The organism is Aquaticitalea lipolytica (assembly GCF_014641635.1).
In the GTDB taxonomy this organism is placed as follows: Bacteria; Bacteroidota; Bacteroidia; order Flavobacteriales; family Flavobacteriaceae; genus Aquaticitalea; species Aquaticitalea lipolytica.
Map to the genome: position 1 here is coordinate 222,759 of NZ_BMIC01000003.1, position 22,928 is coordinate 245,686.

General features: G+C 31.3%; 23 protein-coding genes. 13 read left to right on the top strand and 10 right to left on the bottom strand.

Annotated features, from left to right (window positions below):
- The first annotated feature begins 89 nt into the window (after window positions 1–89).
- The 4 genes from IEW41_RS09975 (at window position 90) to yajC (ending at window position 3,176) form a co-directional block, all read left to right on the top strand.
- Window positions 90–1,187 carry a Glu/Leu/Phe/Val family dehydrogenase gene (locus IEW41_RS09975; RefSeq protein WP_188606211.1) on the top strand — a complete coding sequence of 366 codons (1,098 nt, stop codon included), beginning with the start codon at window positions 90–92 and terminating at the stop codon, window positions 1,185–1,187.
- Window positions 1,188–1,296: 109 nt separating this feature from the next.
- A complete protein-coding gene (gene nusB, locus IEW41_RS09980; RefSeq protein ID WP_229660209.1) occupies window positions 1,297–2,241 on the top strand; it encodes a transcription antitermination factor NusB in 945 nt (314 codons plus the stop codon).
- A gap of 60 nt (window positions 2,242–2,301) precedes the next feature.
- Window positions 2,302–2,883 (top strand): DUF1573 domain-containing protein, encoded by a 582-nt coding sequence (locus IEW41_RS09985; RefSeq protein ID WP_188606212.1) that lies wholly within the window; start codon window positions 2,302–2,304, stop codon window positions 2,881–2,883.
- A gap of 5 nt (window positions 2,884–2,888) precedes the next feature.
- Complete coding sequence (gene yajC, locus IEW41_RS09990) at window positions 2,889–3,176, top strand: preprotein translocase subunit YajC (RefSeq protein WP_188606213.1); 288 nt, start codon at window positions 2,889–2,891, stop codon at window positions 3,174–3,176.
- Between the two features lie 50 nt (window positions 3,177–3,226).
- Here the strand turns inward: yajC and IEW41_RS09995 are convergent, their stop codons facing one another.
- Both IEW41_RS09995 and pepT read right to left on the bottom strand, forming a co-directional pair.
- The gene (locus IEW41_RS09995) at window positions 3,227–3,823 is read right to left on the bottom strand and encodes a YdeI/OmpD-associated family protein (protein WP_188606214.1); all 597 of its coding nucleotides are present in this window, start codon (window positions 3,821–3,823) and stop codon (window positions 3,227–3,229) included.
- 25 nt (window positions 3,824–3,848) lie between these two features.
- Window positions 3,849–5,078 (bottom strand): peptidase T, encoded by a 1,230-nt coding sequence (gene pepT / locus IEW41_RS10000; protein ID WP_373282957.1) that lies wholly within the window; start codon window positions 5,076–5,078, stop codon window positions 3,849–3,851.
- 100 nt (window positions 5,079–5,178) lie between these two features.
- On the opposite strand from pepT, the gene IEW41_RS10005 reads away from it, so the two are divergent.
- Both IEW41_RS10005 and IEW41_RS10010 read left to right on the top strand, forming a co-directional pair.
- Window positions 5,179–7,824, top strand: coding sequence for a TonB-dependent receptor (locus tag IEW41_RS10005; protein ID WP_188606215.1), 2,646 nt, complete (start codon window positions 5,179–5,181; stop codon window positions 7,822–7,824).
- Window positions 7,825–7,912: 88 nt separating this feature from the next.
- Entirely contained in the window at window positions 7,913–8,935 is a 1,023-nt protein-coding gene (locus IEW41_RS10010) for a quinone-dependent dihydroorotate dehydrogenase (RefSeq protein ID WP_188606216.1), read from the top strand.
- Window positions 8,936–8,961: 26 nt separating this feature from the next.
- Here the strand turns inward: IEW41_RS10010 and IEW41_RS10015 are convergent, their stop codons facing one another.
- Together IEW41_RS10015 and IEW41_RS10020 are read right to left on the bottom strand one after the other, a co-directional pair.
- Window positions 8,962–10,713, bottom strand: a complete 1,752-nt coding sequence (locus tag IEW41_RS10015) for a zinc-dependent metalloprotease (protein ID WP_188606217.1) — start codon at window positions 10,711–10,713, stop codon at window positions 8,962–8,964.
- A gap of 84 nt (window positions 10,714–10,797) precedes the next feature.
- Window positions 10,798–11,733: a T9SS type A sorting domain-containing protein gene (locus tag IEW41_RS10020; protein ID WP_188606218.1), complete on the bottom strand. Its 936-nt coding sequence runs from the start codon at window positions 11,731–11,733 to the stop codon at window positions 10,798–10,800.
- Window positions 11,734–11,840: 107 nt separating this feature from the next.
- On the opposite strand from IEW41_RS10020, the gene IEW41_RS10025 reads away from it, so the two are divergent.
- The 7 genes from IEW41_RS10025 to guaB all read left to right on the top strand — a co-directional run bounded on the left by IEW41_RS10025 (window position 11,841) and on the right by guaB (window position 18,129).
- Window positions 11,841–12,467, top strand: coding sequence for a LysE family translocator (locus IEW41_RS10025; RefSeq protein WP_188606219.1), 627 nt, complete (start codon window positions 11,841–11,843; stop codon window positions 12,465–12,467).
- Window positions 12,468–12,496: 29 nt separating this feature from the next.
- Entirely contained in the window at window positions 12,497–13,360 is an 864-nt protein-coding gene (locus IEW41_RS10030; protein ID WP_188606220.1) for a hydroxymethylglutaryl-CoA lyase, read from the top strand.
- Between the two features lie 171 nt (window positions 13,361–13,531).
- The gene (locus IEW41_RS10035) at window positions 13,532–14,689 is read left to right on the top strand and encodes a porin (RefSeq protein WP_188606221.1); all 1,158 of its coding nucleotides are present in this window, start codon (window positions 13,532–13,534) and stop codon (window positions 14,687–14,689) included.
- 127 nt (window positions 14,690–14,816) lie between these two features.
- Window positions 14,817–15,344 carry an FMN-binding protein gene (locus IEW41_RS10040; protein ID WP_188606222.1) on the top strand — a complete coding sequence of 176 codons (528 nt, stop codon included), beginning with the start codon at window positions 14,817–14,819 and terminating at the stop codon, window positions 15,342–15,344.
- Complete coding sequence (locus IEW41_RS10045; protein ID WP_188606223.1) at window positions 15,344–15,844, top strand: Aq_1264-related membrane protein; 501 nt, start codon at window positions 15,344–15,346, stop codon at window positions 15,842–15,844. The genes IEW41_RS10040 and IEW41_RS10045 overlap by 1 nt, the downstream gene beginning before the upstream one ends.
- 36 nt (window positions 15,845–15,880) lie before the next feature.
- Window positions 15,881–16,585 (top strand): Insecticidal toxin complex protein, encoded by a 705-nt coding sequence (locus IEW41_RS10050; RefSeq protein ID WP_188606224.1) that lies wholly within the window; start codon window positions 15,881–15,883, stop codon window positions 16,583–16,585.
- 71 nt (window positions 16,586–16,656) lie between these two features.
- A complete protein-coding gene (guaB, locus tag IEW41_RS10055; protein WP_188606225.1) occupies window positions 16,657–18,129 on the top strand; it encodes an IMP dehydrogenase in 1,473 nt (490 codons plus the stop codon).
- Window positions 18,130–18,144: 15 nt separating this feature from the next.
- Here the strand turns inward: guaB and IEW41_RS10060 are convergent, their stop codons facing one another.
- From IEW41_RS10060 to IEW41_RS10085, 6 genes are all read right to left on the bottom strand, one after another.
- Entirely contained in the window at window positions 18,145–18,720 is a 576-nt protein-coding gene (locus tag IEW41_RS10060; RefSeq protein WP_188606226.1) for a hypothetical protein, read from the bottom strand.
- Between the two features lie 151 nt (window positions 18,721–18,871).
- Entirely contained in the window at window positions 18,872–20,314 is a 1,443-nt protein-coding gene (locus IEW41_RS10065; protein WP_188606227.1) for a hypothetical protein, read from the bottom strand.
- Window positions 20,315–20,317: 3 nt separating this feature from the next.
- Window positions 20,318–21,511: a hypothetical protein gene (locus IEW41_RS10070; protein WP_188606228.1), complete on the bottom strand. Its 1,194-nt coding sequence runs from the start codon at window positions 21,509–21,511 to the stop codon at window positions 20,318–20,320.
- Between the two features lie 70 nt (window positions 21,512–21,581).
- On the bottom strand, window positions 21,582–22,166 hold the full coding sequence (locus tag IEW41_RS10075; RefSeq protein WP_188606229.1) for a phosphatase PAP2 family protein: 585 nt from the start codon (window positions 22,164–22,166) through the stop codon (window positions 21,582–21,584).
- A gap of 57 nt (window positions 22,167–22,223) precedes the next feature.
- Window positions 22,224–22,460, bottom strand: coding sequence for a hypothetical protein (locus IEW41_RS10080; protein WP_188606230.1), 237 nt, complete (start codon window positions 22,458–22,460; stop codon window positions 22,224–22,226).
- Window positions 22,453–22,908 (bottom strand): SRPBCC family protein, encoded by a 456-nt coding sequence (locus IEW41_RS10085; protein ID WP_188606231.1) that lies wholly within the window; start codon window positions 22,906–22,908, stop codon window positions 22,453–22,455. The genes IEW41_RS10080 and IEW41_RS10085 overlap by 8 nt, the downstream gene beginning before the upstream one ends.
- Window positions 22,909–22,928 lie beyond the last annotated feature (20 nt).

Consider the following 22,928-nt stretch of genomic DNA (forward strand, 5'->3'; position numbering starts at 1 on the left):
CATCCATATTTTTGTTAATACTCTAATATTGATTTATTTTTGCACGCTGTTTTTAGAGAATCTATAAACATTAAATCAAATTTTAATATATGATATCAGACGTTATCAATGCTAAAGACCTTCCAAAGTTAGACCCAGTTTTTGGGCAATTGTCTTTTGATGATCATGAGCAAATTGTGTTTTGCAACGACAAAGATACTGGTTTAAAAGCAATAATTGGTATTCACAATACAGTTTTAGGACCAGCTCTTGGAGGTACAAGAATGTGGCAATATAATAATGAGTGGGAAGCATTAAATGATGCTTTAAGGCTTTCAAGAGGTATGACGTTTAAGTCTGCTATCACAGGATTAAATCTTGGTGGAGGTAAAGCAGTGATAATTGGTGATGCTAAAACTCAAAAAACACCAGAACTTATGAGAAAGTTTGGTGAGTTTGTTCATTCATTAAGTGGAAAATATATTACTGCTGAAGATGTTGGTATGACTACCGACGACATGGATACAGTAAGAGAAGTTACACCTTATGTAACTGGTATTTCTGAAAGTAAAGGTGGAGCAGGTAACCCTTCTCCAATTACTGCTTATGGTGTGTTTATGGGAATGAAAGCAGCAGCTAAATTTAAGTTTGGCTCTGATGTTTTAGAAGATAAAAACATTCATGTGCAAGGTATTGGTCACGTTGGTGAGGCTCTAGTTGAGCATTTGGTTAACGAAGGAGCAAAGGTAACTATCTCTGATATTAGCCAAGAAAGATTAGAGACAGTTCGCTCTAAATACAACGTAACTATTTATGGTGGAAATGACGTCTATAGTGAAGAGATGGATATTTATGCGCCTTGTGCTCTTGGAGCTACTATTAATGATGCTACAATTAATAAAATTAAGGCTAAAATTATAGCAGGAGCTGCAAACAATCAGTTAGCAGAAGATAAACATGGTAAAATGCTTCAAGATAGAGGTATTGTTTACGCACCAGATTTTTTAATTAATGCTGGAGGTATTATTAATGTTTATGCTGAGTTAGAAAACTACGGAAGACAAGAAATTATTCGTAAAACAGAAAATATCTACAATACGACTATTGAAATCTTAGAACGTGCTAAAGCTAACGGAGTAACTACTAATACTGCAGCACTTAATATGGCTAAAGAAAGAATTGAAGCTCGAAAAAAAGAAAATTCTTAAAAAATACATTATCAGAATAATGTTCTGATATCACAAAATAATATTATTTTTGCGAGGCGAAAAAGTTTAAAAACTATTCGCCTCTTTAATTTATAAAAGTTCTTTACATATGCTAAATAGAAGACATATTCGTATAAAAGTAATGCAAACCTTATATGCGTTTGATGGTTCAGAAAGTGACGATTTAAAAAAGGATGAAAGATTTCTTATTCAAAGTCTTGAGAATATGTACGACCTACATCTGTTAATGATGTCTTTGTTTATTGAAGTTCAAAAAAGAGCTGAAGACCAATTGGAGAAAGTTCAAAAAAAGCATTTAGCAACTAAAGAAGAAAAAAATCCCAACAAAAAATTTATTAATAACAGTATTCTGCAATTTTTGAAGAATAACGAAGTTGTTAAAAACGAATTAGAAAAGCGTAAAATTGATTACTGGTATTTAGATTTTGAATACGTAGATATTATTTATAAAGCTATTTTAGAAAGTGATATTTATGCAGATTATATGAAAACAGAAGAGTCTTCATTTAAAGAAGATAAAGACTTCTTAGTTGATGTGTTTTCAGAAATTATTGCTCCAAACGAAAAGCTTTATGAATACATCGAAGACAAGAAGTTAACTTGGGTAGATGATTTACCTGTAATTAACACAAGTATTCTTAAGTTATTAAGAAAAGTTAAGAAAGACTCATTAGATACTTATTTTACACCAGAACTTTTTAAAGACGATGAAGATAAGGACTATGCTGTGGTATTATTTAAAAAAACCATTTTAAATCGATCAAAGTTTAACGAAGAAATAGCTCAAAAAACAACAAATTGGGATTCTGATAGAATTGCAAATTTAGACGCAATAATGCTTCAAATGGCTATTTGTGAGTTTCAAAAATTCCCTTCAATACCAGTAAAAGTAACCATTAATGAGTATTTAGAATTAGCAAAAGAATACTCAACTCCAAAAAGTAGTTTCTTTATTAATGGTATTTTAGATAAAATTGTTAAAGAATATACTGAGCAAGGAAAACTAAATAAAATAGGTAGAGGATTGATGTAATAAGAAATATTTACTACTTTTAACCTCTCAAATTGAAATAATAATTTAAAAATTGAAATCATGAAAAAAGTAATATTAGGTTTAAGTGCACTTTGTTTAGTGGCTTTTACATCTTGTAAAGACAATGCAGAGAGTAAAATTAAATCTGAAAATGTAGCTGAAGCTGCGCAAAGAGACGCTAATTCTGGAAATTTCCCAACAATTGAGTTTAATGAAACAGTTCACGATTTTGGCTCAATTCCTAACGGAATACCAGTATCTACAGTATTTACATATAAAAACGTTGGTAAATCTCCTTTAGTAGTAAGTAATATTAAAAGTACTTGCGGATGTACTGTACCATCAGATTGGACAAAAGAAGTTGCTCCAGGTGAAACAGGTGAGTTTAAAGTAGAGTTTAATGGTAAAGGTAATGGAAACCAAGTTTCTAAAACAATTACATTAACAACAAATACTGAAAAAGGTACTGAAACAGTAGAAATTAAAGCATTTGTAGAAGTTGATCCTAATGCACCAAAACAAAAAGCTGGAAGTGCAACTATTAATCCTGTTGGGTCTTCAAACTCACCAACGCCATTAATGCAAAATACGGCAACTAAAACGAGTACTCAACCAGGTCACGAAGGTCACAATCATAACTAATATAGATGGAGCAATTAAGTAGTTTTTTACCTTTTATAGCAATGTTTGCTGTAGTGTATTTTTTTATGATAGCACCACAGATGAAACGAGCTAAACAAGAAAAAAAGTTTGCAAGCGAATTAAAAAAGGGAGATAAAGTAATTACTAAAAGCGGTATGCATGGTAAGGTTATCGAACTTAATGATAAAGATAGTAGTTGTGTAATTGAAACTTTAGCTGGAAAAATTAAATTTGAACGTTCAGCTATTTCAATGGAAATGAGTAAAAAAGTTAACTCTGACACTGCGTCTTAATCGCAAAAACATAAAAAAATTAAAGCCACTTAAAATAAGTGGCTTTTTTATTAGCAGTTTTTATACTTATCATTTAATCCTACACCTTTAAGAATCATAGGTGTAATTTTTTCTAAACGAGTTTGCTTTGTAGCATCTTGTTTTGCTGTTTGAATGTATTCTGCATACTCTCTTTGCTTACCAGGAGTTAGCATTTTAAAAGCATCGTTTAAAACAGAATTTTTATTTAGAGCAGATTTTAATTCTGCTGGCATATCTACTTTTTTGCCTTTTCTTTCAGGTTTAATCTCTTTGCCTAATTTCTGATTTTGTATGGCTTCTTTTACATAAGCTAGTACTGCAGCTTTATCTATATCTGCCATACCTGTAAATCGCATTTGACGTAACGCTTTGGTTTTTTCTTGAGCTTGCTCTAATAAGTTTTTTTCGTCTTTTAAAAAGACACCATTAAAAAACCAAATTCCAAAATGATTTTTAAAAGCACCAAGTCCAACAACATTTTTACCTTCTAGGGCATAAACAGGAGCACTCCATTTTAATGTCTCAGAAAGTTCGGTAGAATTTATTATAGATCGTAAAAGTGTTAACTCTTCACCAAAATGTGAATTTACCTCAATATACTCTTCAACTGAATAGACTTTTTTCATAATAATCTTAAAATTACTAAAAAAATTAATTCTTTAAAGCAGTTAATTCGGCTATCTTACAAATTACTTGAGTTGCTTTCACCATACTTTCTACTGGAACATATTCATATCGTCCATGGAAGTTATGTCCTCCTGCAAAAATATTTGGACAAGGTAAACCCATATAACTTAATTGTGAGCCATCTGTGCCACCTCTAATTGGTTTTATTAAGGGTTTTATACCTAATTGCTTCATTGCTTCTTCAGCAATATCAACAATGTGCATTACAGGCTCAACTTTTTCTTTCATGTTATAATATTGGTCTTTTATTTCAACAACTATAACTTCTCTTTCGTATTGCGAATTAATTTCGTCAGCAAGATTTTGTATCATCTCTTTTCGAGCTTCAAAATGCTTCTTATCGTGATCACGAATTATATACTGTAATATAGTTTCTTCGACCTTTCCTTCTATACTACTTAAATGAAAAAAGCCTTGATAGTTTTCAGTATGTTCAGGTGTTTCTAGCTCTGGCAATGAGTTAATGAACTCTGTTGCAATGTACATAGAGTTAATCATTTTACCTTTTGCGTAACCAGGGTGAACAATCTTTCCTTTTACTTTAATAACTGCTCCTGCAGCATTAAAGTTTTCGTATTCTAATTCTCCAATTTGGCTTCCATCCATTGTATAAGCCCAATCTGCACCAAATTTTTCAACATCAAATTTATGAGCTCCTCTGCCAATTTCTTCATCTGGTGTAAAACCGACACGTATTTTACCATGCTTAATTTCTGGATGATTAATTAGATACTCCATGGCTGTAATAATTTCAGTTATTCCAGCTTTATCATCAGCGCCTAAAAGAGTCGTGCCATCTGTTGTAATTAATGTTTGACCTTTGTACTGTAACAAATCATCAAATAAATCTGGAGATAGGATTATACCTTCTTCTTCATTAAGAATGATGTCTTTTCCGTTATAGTTTTTTATTATCTGCGGATTAACATTTGCTCCAGTAAAATCTGGAGTTGTATCAAAATGAGATATAAAACCTATAGTTGGTACATCATGATTAACATTACTAGGTAAAGTAGCCATAATGTAAGCATTTTCATCAATTGTGACGTCTTGCATCCCAATTGTTTTAAGTTCTTCAACTAACTTGTTTGCTAAATCCCATTGTTTTAAAGTACTAGGAGTTGTGCTTGATTTTGGATCAGACTCAGTGTCGATGATAATATAGCTTATGAATCTATCTATAATATTCTGCATATCAGATATTTGCAATTTTTTTTAACAAAAATTTATAATTTTTCAAAAATACTAATTATTATTTCATTATATTGATTGGATAACCAAAAAATATTAACTAATGATTAAAAATTATTTAACTATTGTAATGATTTACTTTTGCTCTATAGCATTTGTAAATGCTCAGGTTTCTGGTACAGTTGTAGATGAAAACAGCCAACCTTTACCTGGAGTTTCTATTGTTGTTAAAGGAACATCAACAGGAACAACATCAGATTTTGATGGTAAATATTCCATTAATGCCAATCAAGGTGATGTATTAGTATTTTCTTACGTTGGATACAATTCACAAGAACTTACCGTAAATGGTAGTGTTTTGGATGTTTCAATGCAAGCTGGAGTTGCCTTAGATGAGGTGGTTTTGATTGGTAACAGAGCAAAACCGAGAACTATTTTAGACTCTCCTGTGCCAATTGACAATATTGGTATTAATGAGTTAACAAGTGGTGGTCAGCCTACATTAGAGGCGATGCTTACATTTAAAGTGCCATCATTTAATGCTCAGCCACAAGCAATCTCAGATGCAACTGCACATTATGACCCAGCAGATTTGAGAGGATTAGGCCCTAGTAGAACTTTAGTTTTGGTTAATGGAAAACGTAAAAATCAAAGTGCTCAAGTATATTTAAACAGAACACCTGGTAAAGGTGAGGTTGGAATCGATTTAAAAAGTATTCCTACAGCTGCTGTTGAGAGAGTAGAAATTTTACGTGATGGAGCTTCTGCGCAATATGGTTCTGATGCTATTGCAGGAGTTATAAATATGGTACTTAAAAAAGATGTAGATTATTCTGTTTTTAGTACAAAAGCAGGTATTACATCAGAAGGCGATGGATTTAATTTCGCTACAGATTTTAATACAGGATTAACTTTTGGAGATGGTGGATATATTAACCTTACTCTTGGGTATTACAATCAAGAATTTACAAATAGAGCTGGTACACCAGGGATTGCAGATTTACCTTCAGATGCTAGACCTAACGAAATTGCTTGGGCACAAAATAATCCAGATTTAGGAATGAAAGTTGGTCAGCCTGATTTAGAAAAAGGTGATTTATTTGTTAATTTATCTCATCCAATGGGAGAAAACGCTGAGTTTTATTCTTTTCATGGATATACATTACGTACAGGACGAAGCTTTGCATATTACAGAGCTCCTTATTGGAGACGTGATGTTGCAGATGCAGATTTTATAACTCGTTCTGAAGATTTTCAAGGATACCAACCAACTTTCGAAGCAAGAATTAAAGATCATTTAAATGTAGGTGGAATTAAATTTGAAGTAGGTGATGGATGGAATTTTGATACAAGTTTAACTTATGGTAGTAATAGTGTTTCTTATACAGTAAATAACTCGGTAAATAGAAACTATTTAGCAGATCATGGAACATCTCCAAGAACATTTAAACCTGGAGGATATAGTCTTAATAATGTTATAGGAAACTTAGATGTATCTAAAGTATTCTCAGACATGATTAGTGGTTCTTTTGGTCTTGAGTACAAAAAAGAGACTTTCAAAGCTATAGAAGGTGACCCATTATCATATTATGGTTCTGGTTCAGATTCATTTGCAGGTATCAAGCCTGCTGAAGCTGGCGAGTGGGATAGAAATAACTTTGCTGCTTATGCTGGTTTAGATTTTGATATCACTGAAGATTTATTAATTGGTGTGGCTGGACGTTATGAAGATTTCTCTGATTTTGGAGATAACTTTTCTTGGAAAATTAACGGACGTTATAAGTTAGGAGAAGATGGAGCAATTAGAGCTTCTTATAGTACAGGATTTAGAGCGCCTACATTACACCAACGTCACTTAACAAATAGCCAGTATATTATTGTTGCAGGTTCATCAGAACCATTGTTACAAGGTACGTTAGCAAATAATAATCCTGCTGTACAAGCACTAGGTGTTCCTAACTTATTTGCTGAAACATCTAAAAACTTTTCAGCTGGTTTAACATATAAGTTTGATACAAACTTCTCTGCATCATTAGACTTTTATCAAATTAAAGTTGATGATCGAGTTTTATTCTCATCTCAAATTGGTTCAGATGGAGATGATACAACAACAAATCAAGTTGAGCAAATACTTGAAGATAATAACGTTGTTGCAGTACAATTCTTTATTAACGCTGGAGACACTAAAACAACAGGAGCAGATTTTGTGTTAAACTATAGAAATATTGAAATTGGAGCTGATTCTAGATTACATACTAGTTTAGCTGCTAACTTTAATACTACTAAAATTGATGCAATTACAACTCCAGATGCATTAGCAGCAAATGGGTATAATATCTTTACACGTGAAGAAAAAGGGTTAATTACTAACTCTAGACCAAAATCTAAGTTTATTTTAGCTTTAGATTATGAAGCTGAAAAATTCAATATAGGTCTATACAATACTTTATTTGGAAAAGTAACTATTACTGCGCCTTCAGGTGGAACAGTTAATGGTGTAGAAACTGCTAATGGTGTTGACCAAGAGCTGTCTTCTAAATTAGCTACAGATTTAAGTTTCTCTTATAAGTTTACTGACAAGTTAAGCTTAACAGCTATAGTAAATAACTTATTTGATGTTTATCCTGATGTTACAAAAGCATCTACTAATACAGCACAAGCTGGTTCTCGTTTTGTTTACTCTTCAGAAGTACAACAATTAGGTCAGTTAGGTACTAATTATAGTATTGGATTAAACTACAGATTTTAATTCTGAATAAATTTATTTAAAATTAAGGCTACCTTTTTGGTAGCCTTTTTTTATTATGCTTAATTTTGCTCACATCTAATTATCACTAATGTATAAATTAATTATCCGCCCTTTATTATTTTGTTTTGATCCTGAAAAAGTACATTATTTTACATTTTCGGCTGTAAGATTTATAAACAAAATACCTTTTGTATCTTCAATTATTAAGAATGTTTATCAAGTAAATGATAAAAAATTAGAGCGTAATCTATTTGGATTAACTTTTAAGAATCCTGTTGGATTAGCTGCTGGTTTTGATAAAGATGCCAAATTGTTTAATGAGCTTAATAATTTTGGTTTTGGTTTTATTGAGATAGGAACCTTAACTCCAAAACCTCAAGAAGGAAACCCTAAGAAGAGATTATTTAGGCTGAAAGCAGATAAAGCTATAATCAACAGAATGGGCTTTAATAATGGAGGTGTATTTGAAGCTGTTGAGCGATTAAAGAAGAACAATAATGTACTTATAGGAGGTAATATTGGAAAAAATAAAATTACACCTAACGATGATGCTGTTGAAGATTATATTATTTGTTTTAATGCTTTGTTTAATTATGTAGACTATTTTGTAGTTAATGTAAGTTCTCCAAACACACCAAATTTAAGAGCGCTTCAAGATAAAGAGCCACTTACTAAGCTTCTACAAACACTTCAAAACTTAAATAAAGAGAAACCTAATCCTAAACCAATATTATTAAAAATAGCTCCAGATTTAACAAATGAGCAGCTTTTAGATATTATTGATATAGTTTCTGATACTAAGATAGATGGTGTTATAGCAACCAATACAACTATTTCTAGAGATGGTTTGCACGATATTAATAAAACTGAGATTGGAGGTTTAAGTGGAAAGCCTTTAACCAATCGCTCTACTGAAGTAATTAGGTTTTTATCTGAAAAAAGTAATAAAGCATTTCCAATAATAGGAGTTGGAGGGATACATACAGTTGATGACGCTTTAGAGAAGCTTGAAGCTGGTGCAGATTTAATTCAACTATATACTGGCTTTATTTATGAAGGCCCTAATCTTATTAAACAAATTAATAAAGCACTTATAAAAAAAGAGGATTGAAATTTCAATCCTCTTTTTTGTTGTTTTTAGTTTTTAATAAATGGGATGGAAGTGAATTGATCATCCTTAAATATTTTTATAAAATACATACCATTGTTTAAAGTACTAGTTTCAATTTTTAAATGTGAGATGTTATTAATCTCTTTAGTATCTATTAGTTGCCCAAGCATATTATATATTTTATAACTATCTGGTAGATTGCTATTCTGATTTAGTGTTATGTTTAAAATTGAATTTGTAGGATTTGGATAAACACTAATTTTATTTTTAATAAAATAATCATCAACACCTAAAGATTGATTAGACATATAAGTTTCTTCTCCAAAGCCATAATCACCTCCAGTTGCTATAACCACGTTTTCAAGAGTTTTTAACTCGTATGATCCAGTTCCTGATGCACAGCATATACCATCACCATAACTATCACTAACAGTTAGTGTATAACACTCATCAGCTACAATATTAAAAGTTTCATTAAAAGTTGTAAAATCATGAGTTCCTTCTATGTATGGACCTCCTGAATATAAAACGATATCATTACTATCTTTAAACTCCCAAGTTGTTTCAGCAGGCCAATTATCTGTTGTTAATGTAAAAAGAAGCTGAGTTGTGTTTATAGGATTAGAACCTACTTCAATAAGTTCGGAATACACTTTTGTTAACGAACTTGTTCCATTAGAAATAGTTAAGGTAACATCAAAAACACCTTCATTATAAACATGTGTTGGATTTTGAGTTGTATAATCAATAATATCATCGCCATCAATATCCCATTGCCAAGATGTCGCTCCAACACTAGAATCAGTAAAATTAACTGTTAACGAATTACTGCAATCTCTTGTGTAATTTGCATCAAAAGCCACATTAAAGCTTGGGCATGATAGATTATTTCTTGACGTTTGAAAAGTTGCATAAATGCGAGCATATTGTTGTGGCGAAAATAAAGTTCTGCACTCTTTTCTCGAATACGACATTATGTTTTGAGGGTCTGGTACAAATGTATCACCATTTGCATCTGTATCTGTACCAATATAATTACATGCACCAGTAACATTGCTATATGATAATTGAGGATCTGCAGGTGTATCACAAATTAAGTCACCATTAGAATCACAATTAGTTCCGTTTACTAATTCTGTTGTTAATGCAGAATTACTTGGTCCATGAGTATGGTATAATGCAAAGAAATGACCCATTTCGTGAGGTAATGTACTACCATTTATCGCACAACCATTATCCATTAAAATAACTTCTGGACCACCAGGAAAATAGGCATAACCACATAATCCACCACCAGAATCACTACTTGTTACTGTATTCGCAAAGTAAATATTAATAACATTATTTACATTATTTCCACTTGTTAAAGCACTTTGTTCATTGGTTTCAAAGTCATAATATGTTGAATCATCTATATAGTTTATTCCATCACATAAAAAGAATTCTATATAAGCATTTGCATAATACGCATTCATATTTGCAATTGCATCATTCAACTGAGTAACAGTTAAGCCACCAGTACCAGATGATGTTCTTAAAATATGGGCTTTAATGGGAATAGAGCTTATAGCTGTTGATGATCTTGATAAAGACTTGTTATAATATTCTTGCTCATATTTTTTAATTTGAGGAAGAAGTCTTTCAAATCGTTCTTGAGCTTCAGGTGTAGCAACAAAACCGCAAACAGGCTCTACTTGAGAATAACCATTTGAAGAAACTAATAGTGCTATACTTAAAACAAAGAATATGTTTTTAAGAGGTAAAAATCTAATAATCATTAGTTAGTAGGTTAAGATTTATTGGGTAAAAATAGCCAAATATTGTTAAAAACAAAGGATTGTATAAATTTTTAGATATCTGATTTAGTTTAAAATAAGCTTCCTTGAAACAATTGAACCATCAGTTAAACTAAGTTTTAAAACATAAATTCCGTCTTTAAAGTTTGAAGTATTTATTTTAAATTTATCTGATTGAGTAATGTTTTTAAAATTACCAACATGTTTCCCTAAAACATCGTATATAGAAGCCAAAGCAACACTATTTGCTCCAGAGGTTTTTATGTTTACAATTCCGTAAGATGGATTAGGGTAGATTTCAACTTTTTTCACAGAATTAAAATTCTCAACACTTAATGTAGATGAGTTATAGGTGAATGTTATTGTTGCCATTTTATTTCCATTAATAGGGAATCCTGTAATCATAAATACTGGTACTGGAGCATTTGGGTTATCTGATGAAGTATAATTAGTACCACTATCTGTACCAGAATCATAAGCAAAAACATCCAATGTAAATGTATCTTTCCATCCATTATTTATTGCATTATTTCCGGATCTTAAATTTAAACTGTTTACTGCAATAAACCAATCTGGACTTGGCGCAACCATCGACACTAAAGTTATAAAAGGAAAGTCTTCACTTACTTGTAAACCTGTAAAACCAGCAGTGCTAACTGCTGCAAAAGGGAAGTCGTCTTGTAATAATTGGTCAGCTCTTCCTGCAGTAATAACTGAATTTATTTCATTAGTAATTGCACCATTATCACCACCTTCAGCTACATTTTTAATACCTAAAGTTGCAAAAACACCTAAATCTACAAATTCATTTTCTGTATTATGTGTTGCTCCAATGAGATCAGACCAATGTGCGTTTCCAGGTACTGAAGTATGATCTGTTGTATTCCATATTGTAGTTATAGATACATCATAATTTGCTACAGATTGCGCAAAAACATTTGACACAATAAGCAATGCAAAGAGAAAAATTGGGGTTTTTAAGGTTTGAGTAAAGTTTTTCATTTGTATAGAGTTAGTATTGAAATAATTATGTCGAAAATAAGTAAGGGTTACTTACATTTTTTTGCTACTTTTTTTAATATTATTTTTACTTAAAAAATAAAGCCAACTTGAACTACGACCTTTTACTATCATTTATACTAGCTACTTCTGCTTTAGCAATTTCTCCTGGACCAGATAATATTTATGTTTTAATGCAAAGTTTAGTTAATGGGAAAAAGTATGGTATAGCAACAGTTTGTGGGCTAATAACAGGATGTTTAGTTCATACTACTTTAGTAGCTTTTGGTGTTTCAGCAATTATAAAACAAAATGACTCACTGTTTTTTATTATTAAGCTTTTTGGAGCATTGTATTTGCTTTATTTAGCTTTTAATGTCTATAAAAGCGATGCCGAATTGAGTTTAAATTCTAGTAATATCCCTAAAAAAAGTACCACACAATTATTTAAACAAGGGTTTATTATGAATGTTCTAAACCCAAAAGTGTCTATTTTCTTTTTGGCCTTCTTTCCTGGTTTTTTATTTAGCACTACGTTAAACACCATTACGCAATTTTATGTTTTAGGGTTTATTTTTATGATCGTATCGTTTATTATATTCTCTATTATAGCTGTCCTTTCAGGATTAATTTCAGAATATATAAAAAAGCATAAGAATGTAGGTTTTATACTTAAATGGTTACAAATCATAGTATTTGTTGGTATTGCAATTTTCATTTTACTATCAGAAAAATAATAGTAATTTTACAATCTAATTAAAGCTGAATGTCAAAGCCAGTAAAAATCATTGAATGTCCTAGAGATGCTATGCAAGGCATTAAAGACTTTATTCCGACTGATAAAAAAGTACAGTACATTCAATCGTTATTAAGAGTTGGTTTTGATACTATTGATTTTGGTAGTTTTGTGTCTCCAAAAGCAATACCTCAAATGGTAGATACAGCAGAAGTTTTATCAAAATTAGATCTATCAAAAACCTCTAGTAAATTACTTGCTATAATTGCCAATACAAGAGGAGCTGAAGATGCTTCTAAACATGGTGAGATAGATTATCTTGGTTATCCGTTTTCTATTTCTGAGAACTTTCAAATGCGTAATACACACAAAACCATAGCACAATCTGTAGTAACTTTAAGTGAGATTTTAGAGATTGCTAATAAAACCAATAAGGAGGTTGTAGTTTATATTTCAATGGGATTTGGTAATCCTTACGGAGACCCTTGGAGTGTTGAAATAGTAGGCGAGTGGACTGAACGTTTGGCTAAAATGGGAGTAAAAATACTATCGTTAAGTGATACTGTAGGAACATCTAATCCTGAAAATATCGACTATTTATTTTCTAACTTAATACCAAAGTACCCACAAATAGAGTTTGGCGCCCATTTACATACAACACCTAATACATGGTTTGAAAAAGTTGATGCAGCACATAAGGCAGGATGCAAACGTTTTGATGGCGCAATACAAGGTTTTGGTGGCTGTCCAATGGCAAAAGACGATCTTACTGGCAATATGCCAACAGAAAAACTATTATCATATTTTACTTCTAAACAAAACAACAGCTTAAACGCATTAAGTTTTGAAAGCGCCTATAATGAGGCCACAAAAATTTTCACAGCTTACCATTAATTTTTTATTCTCTTAATCGTTGTTAATTAATTAGTTAGATAATCTTCATTTTTTTTATTTAAAATAAGTCTAAATAAACTTTGCAAAATTAAAATGTCCTATTATTTTTGCACTCGAATTAGAAATAATTATTTATAACAAGTCTAAATAAAAACAACAACAATCAAAAAAATGAAAAAATTAACCCTACTTTTTGCAAGTTTTATATGCGCAACTTCTTTTGCGCAAACAGTACCAGATTCTTTATCAACAAACCCTCAAAATCAACAAAATGCTGCGCAACGTATTCTGTCTGGAAACATTAATAGCGGTGTAACAGTTGGTGGTTATGGTGAGATTACTTATAACCAACCTGAAGGAAATAATGGAGAATTAGATGTACAGCGTTTAGTATTACTTTTTGGTTACAAGTTTAATGATAAAGTACAATTTGTAACAGAAATTGAGTTAGAGCATGTTGAAGAAGTTTTTGTAGAGCAAGCTTTTTTGCAGTATAACTTATCAGATAATGTTAACCTTCGTGGAGGTTTAATGTTAGTGCCAATGGGAATCGTAAACGAATATCATGAACCAACTACTTTTAATGGAGTTGAGCGACCAAGTATAGATGGAAGTATTGTACCAACAACGTGGAGAGAAATAGGTGCTGGAGTTTCAGGGCGTTTTAATGAAATATCTTTAGGGTATCAAGCTTACGTATTTAATGGTTTTGCATCTGTAAATGGTACAAAGGTTTTAGGTGGTAGTAACGCATTACGTAATGGACGTCAAAAAGGAATTCAATCTACAATAGATTCTCCAAACTTTGCAGCTAAATTAGATTACTATGGCTTACCAGGATTACGTTTAGGTTTATCAGGGTATTTTGGTCGTACTCAAGCTGAAGATGATGTAGATGATATAGATGGTTCTTCAGTAGGAATTTCAATGTTAGGTTTTGATGCACGCTACGCATACCAACGTTTTACAGCAAGAGGTCAATTTATATATGCTAGCTTAAATGATACAGAAGATTATAACACATTATACTCAACAGATTTAGGAAGTGCTTTACAAGGTTGGTATTTAGAGGCTGCATATAATTTGTTGCCTACAGATAAACAACAACAATTGTTTGCTTTTGCACGCTATGAAGATTATGATACTCATGCCTCTGTTGATGGTGGTTTAGTAAAGAATGATGCTTATAATAGAAACGAATGGACTTTAGGATTAAGCTATAAAGTAGCTCCTGGAGCAGTGGTAAAAGCAGATTATCAAATAAAAGATAATGCAACCAATGCAGATTTACCAAACCAATTAAATGTTGGATTAGGCGTATGGTTCTAGAAACAAAAATATTTTTAGAGTGAATTAGTTTTTAATTGTCCTATGGCTAAAGGTGAAAAGAAATTTTCTCTTTAGCTATTTGGCATTTATGTTGTACTAACAACAATTAATTAAATACCTTTGCAAAATGAAATTTAAACAATTTACAATCTTATTAACAGCATTTGTTTTTTTGTCTTTCGGACTTCCAAAGCACCTTCAAAAAAAGGTAGATAAGGAGATTAAAGACACATATAATGTTGAGGTATTTGAGTTTAAATCTAAAATTATTGATGCAAAAGTAGCTTCTAATTTACCTTCAAAATTTGGTTCAGATAATTTATTCGAAATAAAATCTAAAACAAAAACCATAGGTTATGCTTATGTGTCTAAAGCGCCAAGTAAAACTGATGAGTTTGATTATTTAGTACTATTAGATACTGATTTAATTGTAAAAAAGGCCAAAATATTAGTTTACAGAGAAGATTATGGTGGCGAAATTGGTAGTAAGCGTTGGTTGCAACAGTTTATTGGTAAAACACAAAATGACGAGTTGAGATATAATGATACTGTAGTTGCTATTTCTGGTGCTACAATTTCAGTTCGGTCAATGACAAATGCTATGAATGATTTGTTAAAATCATTAAAAATACTTCATTCTAAAAACATCTTATAATGCAGCTAAACGGTCTTATATATACTTTACCAAAAGAAATTAAGCTACTTATAGGTGCTTTTATTTTAGTATTAAGTATTGGTTTTTATACAGGACTACTTTTTGTTGGTGAAACGTCATCTGCTGCTCCAAATGGTATTGAAGAGCAGTATTTAGGAAACGAAACCGATGAAGATGCAGAAGTTATGAAGTTTAAAAAAAGTGAACAGGAAATACTCACTTTAGTACATAATCACATTTTATCGATGTCGATTATCTTTTTTTTAGTTGGATTAGTTTTGAGTACAACAAAGCTTAATCAAAAACTAAAACTGTTTTTAATTGTAGAGCCATTTGTATCAGTAGTTCTTACTTTTGGTGGCTTATATTTATTATGGACTGGATTGCTTTGGATGAAATATATTGTAATGCTTTCAGGTATTCTAATGACATTAACTTTTACAGCATCAGTGCTAATCATCTTATTTCAATTGTTTAAAAATAAAACCACTACAGCATAAATTCTCGTATATTTATTCGACATTGAATATATATACATGAAGCTAATAGTCTTTTCAATTTTATTACTTTTTTCTTTTACAACATTCTCCAGAGAATGGAAAAGCCTAAAAGACTATCAGAAGTCAACTCAAAATAATGAACTCTTGCCTCAAGATTGGCTAAAATCTGATAGAAAGCACAATACAGACGTTTGGCAAAAAGCAAACAATTACAATCTCACAAATAATAAACCAGAAGAATATACTTCAATTCAGCAACGTCGAGATTTTTACTCTTGGATAATTGCTAAACTAGATACTAAAGAGCATGAAGTAGTGTGGCCAAAAATGGCTTATTATATTTCGAAAAAATTGCGATTAGTTGAAGCATTTCCTTATAGTATTTTTACTAATAAAAAGGTTAAAGGTTATGCTAATCAAGGGAGTGAAGAAGTGTTTTTTAATTCGTTTGAATTTTTACAAGAAGTATATCTGTCTGAAACTGTTTTAAAAGGTGAAGAAGCTTTAAATTGGGATAAAACTATTTTATATGAAGAGCAGTTTGTTTGGATTGAAGATATTTATCTTTTGATGGACGAGCGTAGTTTAAAAAAGATTGAACGGATGGCAAAAGGAAAGTTTTTGTATAGTTTAGTTGTGCCCAAACAGATTAGATTTGAAGGCGATATTGCCAATCCTCAAGAGCGATTCAATTATGCATTAAACATACTTAGACCATATTGTATTTCAGAAATAAAATAAATAATATTCACTTAAAACGGTATTAGCAATAATAATTGTATCTTTGCATGCAATTAAATTTTAATTGCAAAATGATAGCACATCAAAATAAAATAGTAGGTGAAGGACTAACTTACGACGACGTCCTTTTAGTTCCAGCTTTCTCTGAAGTACTTCCTCGCGAAGTCAATATTCAAACACAATTTACACGTAATATTAAAATCAATATTCCTATTGTTTCCGCAGCTATGGATACAGTTACCGAAAGCGCTATGGCTATTGCTATTGCTCGCGAAGGAGGTATTGGTGTGTTGCATAAAAATATGACTATTGCAGAGCAAGCTAACGAAGTTCGTAAAGTAAAGCGTGCTGAAAGCGGAATGATTACTGATCCTGTAACACTTCCACTAACTGCTAAGGTTTTAGATGCCAAGCAAAATATGGCAGAACATAGTATTGGCGGAATTCCTATTGTTGATGATAAAGGTGCTTTAAAAGGTATTGTTACAAATCGTGATTTACGCTTTGAAAAAGATAACAACAGACCAATTATTGAAGTGATGACTAAAGATAATTTAGTAACAGCTCCAGTTGGTACTTCGTTGCAAGAAGCTGAAGGTATTCTTCAAAAAAACAAAATTGAGAAATTACTTATTGTAGATGATAACTACAAACTTGCAGGATTAATTACATTTAGAGATATTACAAAACTGACTCAAAAACCAATTTCTAATAAAGATAGTTTTGGACGTTTGCGTGTTGCGGCTGCACTTGGTGTTACTGCAGATGCTGTTGATAGAGCAGAAGCACTAGTTAAGTCTGGTGTCGATGCAGTAATTATTGATACAGCTCATGGTCATACAAAAGGAGTGGTAACTATTTTAAAAGCTATAAAGCAGCAGTTTCCTAAATTAGAAGTTGTAGTTGGAAATATAGCTACAGGCGAAGCAGCTAAATATTTAGTTGAAGCAGGTGCAGATGCGGTAAAAGTTGGAATAGGGCCAGGTTCTATTTGTACAACAAGAGTAGTAGCTGGTGTTGGTTTTCCACAATTTTCTGCAGTATTAGAAGTTGCTGCAGCTATTAAAGGAAGTGGAGTTCCAGTTATTGCAGATGGTGGAATACGCTATACAGGAGATATACCAAAAGCTATTGCTGCTGGAGCAGACACAGTTATGTTAGGGTCGTTATTAGCAGGAACAAAAGAGTCACCTGGAGAGACCATAATTTATGAAGGACGTAAGTTTAAATCGTATAGAGGAATGGGTTCTGTTGAAGCTATGAAGCAAGGTAGTAAAGACCGTTATTTTCAAGATGTTGAAGACGATATTAAAAAATTAGTTCCTGAAGGTATTGTAGGTCGTGTGCCATACAAAGGCGATTTATTTGAGAGTATACATCAGTTTGTTGGTGGTTTACGTGCAGGAATGGGTTATTGCGGAGCGAAAGATATTGCAACATTACAAAACACAGGGCAGTTTGTGAAAATTACTGCTTCAGGTATAAATGAAAGTCATCCACACGATGTTACTATAACAAAAGAATCTCCTAATTATTCGAGATAACCCTTAATAAAAGACTTAATTTTTAAGTATAATGTACCAATCCCAATCTGCTGGATTACCAATTCCGACACTTGGTGTATATAGGAATAAATTTATTTTTCCATTAGGATTAGAGTTTAAATAATTATTGACAATTTCTAAATTAGATATTGAGTTCCAAATACTGGAATAATCAATTGTGTCTGGATAATAAGCAAACTCATCATACATTACTTTTTTAAACTGATTTAAATTAGGTAAAGGTAAATTTGAGTTAACAGTAGTAAATGTTTCTGGTAAATCTATTGTTGAAGGATATGATACGTCTCCTAATCCCATCCAAATAATATCACCATCAAATAACAATTGATTTAATTCTTGATAATATAATTGTACACTTCCAAAATCACCTGGTGGATGATAAGTATGCGTAATTGTGAATGTGTTTGTCTCTGGGAAAACAATCTCTTTTCCTCCTTCAAAAGTGCTATTTAAAAAATCAACTTTTAATAAAACAACACTATTGGTTGTATTTTTATCTATTTGCGAATCATCATTATTACATGAAATTAATGTAATTGTAAAAATGAAAAGTAAAATTAAATTTCTCATATAGTTATATATTAACAAGTTAACACTTTTTTTATAGATGTGTTTTTTGTAAAAAGGTTGCGTCTTAATTCTTAATTGTATTAAATATAACTAAAAACGTCCTAAGAGTAAATTCACTTTTAGGACGTTTTTTATTATTGAAAGATAAATTTTACCAACTCATTTTATTCAACCAATATTGGTCACCATAATTAGTAATATAATACACTAAATTATATTTTTTTACTTCACTTACAGTAGCAGGAATAATATATGGAGTTGTTCCTATTCCGTTTGGCCTAACAGAAGGAGAGTTAAAAGTTGCTTTGTTTTGTGTAAAAAAAGAATCGCAACGAATATAATCGTTGTTAGAAAATATACGTAAGCCATTTTCTAGATATAAAGCAGCAACAGATCCTTTTTCTTTATCTGTGTTTTTATATAGTTTTGAACCCATAAGAGGTGTAAAACTTTTAAGTGTGCCTTTAGTATCTAAATTTACTATAACGCTAGACCCAAAAGTGTAGAAATAATCTAAATCCATAGTAGGAGTAGAGCCATTTTTTCTGAATTCACTTTTTTCCAATCTTTTTTCACCAATCATAAAAATATCGTCACCAACAACTTTTACATCAACAACTTCAAGACTTTTAAGATCACTTGTATTTAAAGAAGTACTCCATTTATGAATACCTATTAATTTGCTTTCAGATAAATCATATAAAAAAGCGCCATCATTATCATTGCCTTCTTCAGAATTTACCTTTATAATTCCTTTTGTACCATCCCAGAAAAACCCAACTAACATTGGCTTTCCAGTTACATTAATAAGTGACATGTCCATTGGTTGAAAACCATCGGCTGATAGTACAGAACTCTCAAAAGATTTACCATTACATTTTAAAAGATGAGTAGTTCTAGTTTTTTTATAAAAATCGGTCACTTTAGATACATATAGCTGACCTTCATTACTAACGAAAGTTTCTTCTTGATAAGCTCTTTCGCTTTCAAAACTTAACGTTTCTGAATGTTCCCAAAGGTTGTTTAGTTCAATATCATACATCCACGCCTGAACTTTTTCCTGCATCTTCTTTTCGAAAGGCATGTTAGCATATATGGCTATTTTAGACTGGTTTGGAGACACAGCAATTTGGTAATACCCAGAATTTGAATAACCTTCAATTGGTATTGAAGCTAATACTTTTTCAGCACTTACACTATTATCTTTTTGATTGTAAACTTGTGCGAATACTTGATGAGCACCAGTTTTTTTATCCATTGAGGTTGATAAGAAAATTAACTTATCATCTAATTCAATAACACGTTGCAAATCGGCAGCTCGTTGACCTAATTTAGGCAAATTGAAAGTTTTAGTTTCAATAGACTGCATCGTTTGGTCATATTTGGTTAAAACCATTGCTTTAGTATTATCCATCATTACATTGTCTAAATGATGAAGTGTCATAAATCCATAAGCAGAAGGGAATACAATATGATAAATATCTTTTTCACTTTCTTTTTTGAAGCTTGGTCCAACTTGTGTTTGGAATGTTTGGGCAAATCCAAAGTTTAAAGTAAGGATAGCAATTGCAGAGATTATTATGTTTTTTGTCATTACTTACATTTTATATACTTGCTCTTCTAAACGTGTAAATGTGTTTTTCTCGTCGTAACTTAAATCTAAATCAATACGTTTTTCTTGCATTGCAGCTAGAGTTTCTTCTGCTTGAGCTTTATCTTTTAAACTGATATCAACACGCATAAGATTGAAGAAAATCATTTTAGCAACATCTTTGTTCATTACAGCTTTTTTGTCGTTGTAATCTATTTTAGCAAGTTCGGCTTTCCAAACTTCTCTTACAGCTTCTAACTCAGATTTTGCACGTTCTCTAGTTTCTGTAGTGGCATCTTTTTTAAGTTTTCTGTAAGCAGAAAGAGCTTTAATTTTTGCGTTTTCAAGAGCGTCGTATTCTCTGTCTTTATTTTTAGGATATTCTATCATAATATTTGAAGCTACTGGTATATGACCAAATTCTTCATTTATATATGTAGATATATTTCTCATTATTTTATTAACGTTATTTTTTTCATGACGATCTAAATTAATGGTATTACTAGACGATGAGGTTAAAAATTGGAATTCGTTATCAAAAGTTTTCTCATTAATAACAGCGCTTCCTTTCATAACTTTTAATGTTGTTGGTTGACTATAAAATGTTTGTCCTCCATTATCTTGAAACACCATTTTTGAAATGTTTATAATAAACAAAACATCTGATCCTCCTTTTTCATAACCTAGTAATTCAACACCATCTGCAAGTACTTGATTATCAAAAATTAAATGGTCATCAAGGTTAGGTTGAATATATTGAGGCTCTCTAGGTTTAACATATGTTGGTTTAGAAGGTACAATAAGTTGTGGCTTTTTACCTTGGTCAGTTAATGCAAGGCGCTCTAATAACGAAAGGTCTTTAAAATCTGCCATTTCTTTGTCATAACGGGCTTCTGCCTTTTTTACTTCGTCATCATGATTAGCTAAGCGGTCTTGATATTCTGCTTCACTTTCTTTAAGAATATTACCATAGTTAGCTTTTTCAGCTTCAAAATCGGCTTTAGATTGTGCTTCTAATTCTTCAACAGTTAAGGTATAAGGTGTATCTACAATTACTTTATAAGTTTTTACCGAACTCTCTAATGGCTGATTTGGTATTCTTATATCAAAATAACTTACCTCTTCAGAGATAGCTCTTTGAGCATAAAAGTTTGTAATAGCAATACATGCGATAATAATAGTAAGTAAAGTTTTTTTCATTTTGTTTAGTTTTTTAAGGGTTGCAAAATACAATAAATATTGTTTGTTGATTTTTAATTATTATTTGATATCAGAATTTATAAATTAAAGTAAAAACATGTGTGTCGCCATTTGATGAAAATCCGACATCTACTTTGCTTTTTTCATAAGGCGTAGTAAATATATAAGTGCTACCAATGCCAACTACTGCACCTGCTAACACATCCCAAATATCATGCCATCCATCTGGTCCTTCCATTCTGCTAACGCCTACGAGAGCTGCGCCTAAATAAGCCCATTTACCATATTTCCAACCATAACGTCTTTGAATAAATGATGCTCCGGAAAAGGCCGAAGTTGTATGCCCTGAAGGAAATGCATCGTATAAGTTTCTATCTTCAGGACGTTCTTTTCGAATTATTTTTTTTAAAGAATGTGTTACTACTAAACTCGTAGCATAAGAGAATACAAATTGCTTTGTTCCATCCCAATCTTCTTTAAAAAGTGTTGTAAGACCAGCAGCTACTGGAATAGCTATTTGAAGTACATCGCCAGTATCTTCTAAAACAAACTCCCATTTTTCATGTGTGCTGTTAGGTTCTATTGTTTGCGATAAAGCTTTATTAGTAAATATAAAAAGCAAACTAATTAATAATATAGTGGTTTTATTTACCATAGGTTGATTTTTACAGGTAAGTTTAATTATAACTTTAATTCTTAAAAACTATTGTAATTAAAGTTGATATACCTGTCCTCTATGTGGTTTTAGTATATCTCTAATGGGCTTCATATCACTTTCATTCACTACAATAAAAGCTATTGCATGAAGTTCGTTTATAACTTCATTTCCTGTAGCTAATACTTCTACATTATTAATATTGATGTATTCTTTTAAGTGAATAAGATGGTGTTCAGCAATTTTACTCGCTGTAGGTCCTTTAAAATCCCAAATAAGTTTTAGTTTACGCATTTGATACAGATATACCTTTTTCCACAAAGTTTTTAAAGTCTTTCATGTACTTTAAGGATTGTTTTTTAAAAGCTTTTGGCATTAAATACGTCATAATTCGCATTGTGAAGTTTAAAGGCATAAAATCACTTACTGAGGTCCATTTTGTATAACCTTCATCTGTAGATTTAAAATAATTTTCTTGAGTATTATGAATACCTTTCATTGTATATGTGCCATGAAACTCATGTGGTAAATTGCGATGTGTTATGGTTTCAAGTAAAGTAAACTCTCTTTTATCTAATTTATAATTTAATTTCATTTTTGCACCTAATTGACCAGGATCACCAGAAACATGCTCTACAGAAACTAAACCTCTTTGCCAATGTTTCATGTTTTCGGCACTGTCAAATTTTTTAATGAATGTTTCAATTGGTACTTCAACAATTATTTCAGTAGTATATTTCATTTTTATTTTAAAAATAGAAG

Bases quoted from the DNA above. Each gene is read 5' to 3' on its own strand.
- IEW41_RS09975 (WP_188606211.1), top strand. From the start codon at position 90: ATGATATCAGACGTTATCAATGCTAAAGACCTTCCAAAGTTAGACCCA.
- nusB (WP_229660209.1), top strand. From the start codon at position 1,297: ATGCTAAATAGAAGACATATTCGTATAAAAGTAATGCAAACCTTATAT.
- IEW41_RS09985 (WP_188606212.1), top strand. From the start codon at position 2,302: ATGAAAAAAGTAATATTAGGTTTAAGTGCACTTTGTTTAGTGGCTTTT.
- yajC (WP_188606213.1), top strand. From the start codon at position 2,889: ATGGAGCAATTAAGTAGTTTTTTACCTTTTATAGCAATGTTTGCTGTA.
- IEW41_RS09995 (WP_188606214.1), bottom strand. From the start codon at position 3,823: ATGAAAAAAGTCTATTCAGTTGAAGAGTATATTGAGGTAAATTCACAT.
- pepT (WP_373282957.1), bottom strand. From the start codon at position 5,078: ATGCAGAATATTATAGATAGATTCATAAGCTATATTATCATCGACACT.
- IEW41_RS10005 (WP_188606215.1), top strand. From the start codon at position 5,179: ATGATTAAAAATTATTTAACTATTGTAATGATTTACTTTTGCTCTATA.
- IEW41_RS10010 (WP_188606216.1), top strand. From the start codon at position 7,913: ATGTATAAATTAATTATCCGCCCTTTATTATTTTGTTTTGATCCTGAA.
- IEW41_RS10015 (WP_188606217.1), bottom strand. From the start codon at position 10,713: ATGATTATTAGATTTTTACCTCTTAAAAACATATTCTTTGTTTTAAGT.
- IEW41_RS10020 (WP_188606218.1), bottom strand. From the start codon at position 11,733: ATGAAAAACTTTACTCAAACCTTAAAAACCCCAATTTTTCTCTTTGCA.
- IEW41_RS10030 (WP_188606220.1), top strand. From the start codon at position 12,497: ATGTCAAAGCCAGTAAAAATCATTGAATGTCCTAGAGATGCTATGCAA.
- IEW41_RS10035 (WP_188606221.1), top strand. From the start codon at position 13,532: ATGAAAAAATTAACCCTACTTTTTGCAAGTTTTATATGCGCAACTTCT.
- IEW41_RS10040 (WP_188606222.1), top strand. From the start codon at position 14,817: ATGAAATTTAAACAATTTACAATCTTATTAACAGCATTTGTTTTTTTG.
- IEW41_RS10045 (WP_188606223.1), top strand. From the start codon at position 15,344: ATGCAGCTAAACGGTCTTATATATACTTTACCAAAAGAAATTAAGCTA.
- IEW41_RS10050 (WP_188606224.1), top strand. From the start codon at position 15,881: ATGAAGCTAATAGTCTTTTCAATTTTATTACTTTTTTCTTTTACAACA.
- guaB (WP_188606225.1), top strand. From the start codon at position 16,657: ATGATAGCACATCAAAATAAAATAGTAGGTGAAGGACTAACTTACGAC.
- IEW41_RS10060 (WP_188606226.1), bottom strand. From the start codon at position 18,720: ATGAGAAATTTAATTTTACTTTTCATTTTTACAATTACATTAATTTCA.
- IEW41_RS10065 (WP_188606227.1), bottom strand. From the start codon at position 20,314: ATGACAAAAAACATAATAATCTCTGCAATTGCTATCCTTACTTTAAAC.
- IEW41_RS10070 (WP_188606228.1), bottom strand. From the start codon at position 21,511: ATGAAAAAAACTTTACTTACTATTATTATCGCATGTATTGCTATTACA.
- IEW41_RS10075 (WP_188606229.1), bottom strand. From the start codon at position 22,166: ATGGTAAATAAAACCACTATATTATTAATTAGTTTGCTTTTTATATTT.
- IEW41_RS10080 (WP_188606230.1), bottom strand. From the start codon at position 22,460: ATGCGTAAACTAAAACTTATTTGGGATTTTAAAGGACCTACAGCGAGT.
- IEW41_RS10085 (WP_188606231.1), bottom strand. From the start codon at position 22,908: ATGAAATATACTACTGAAATAATTGTTGAAGTACCAATTGAAACATTC.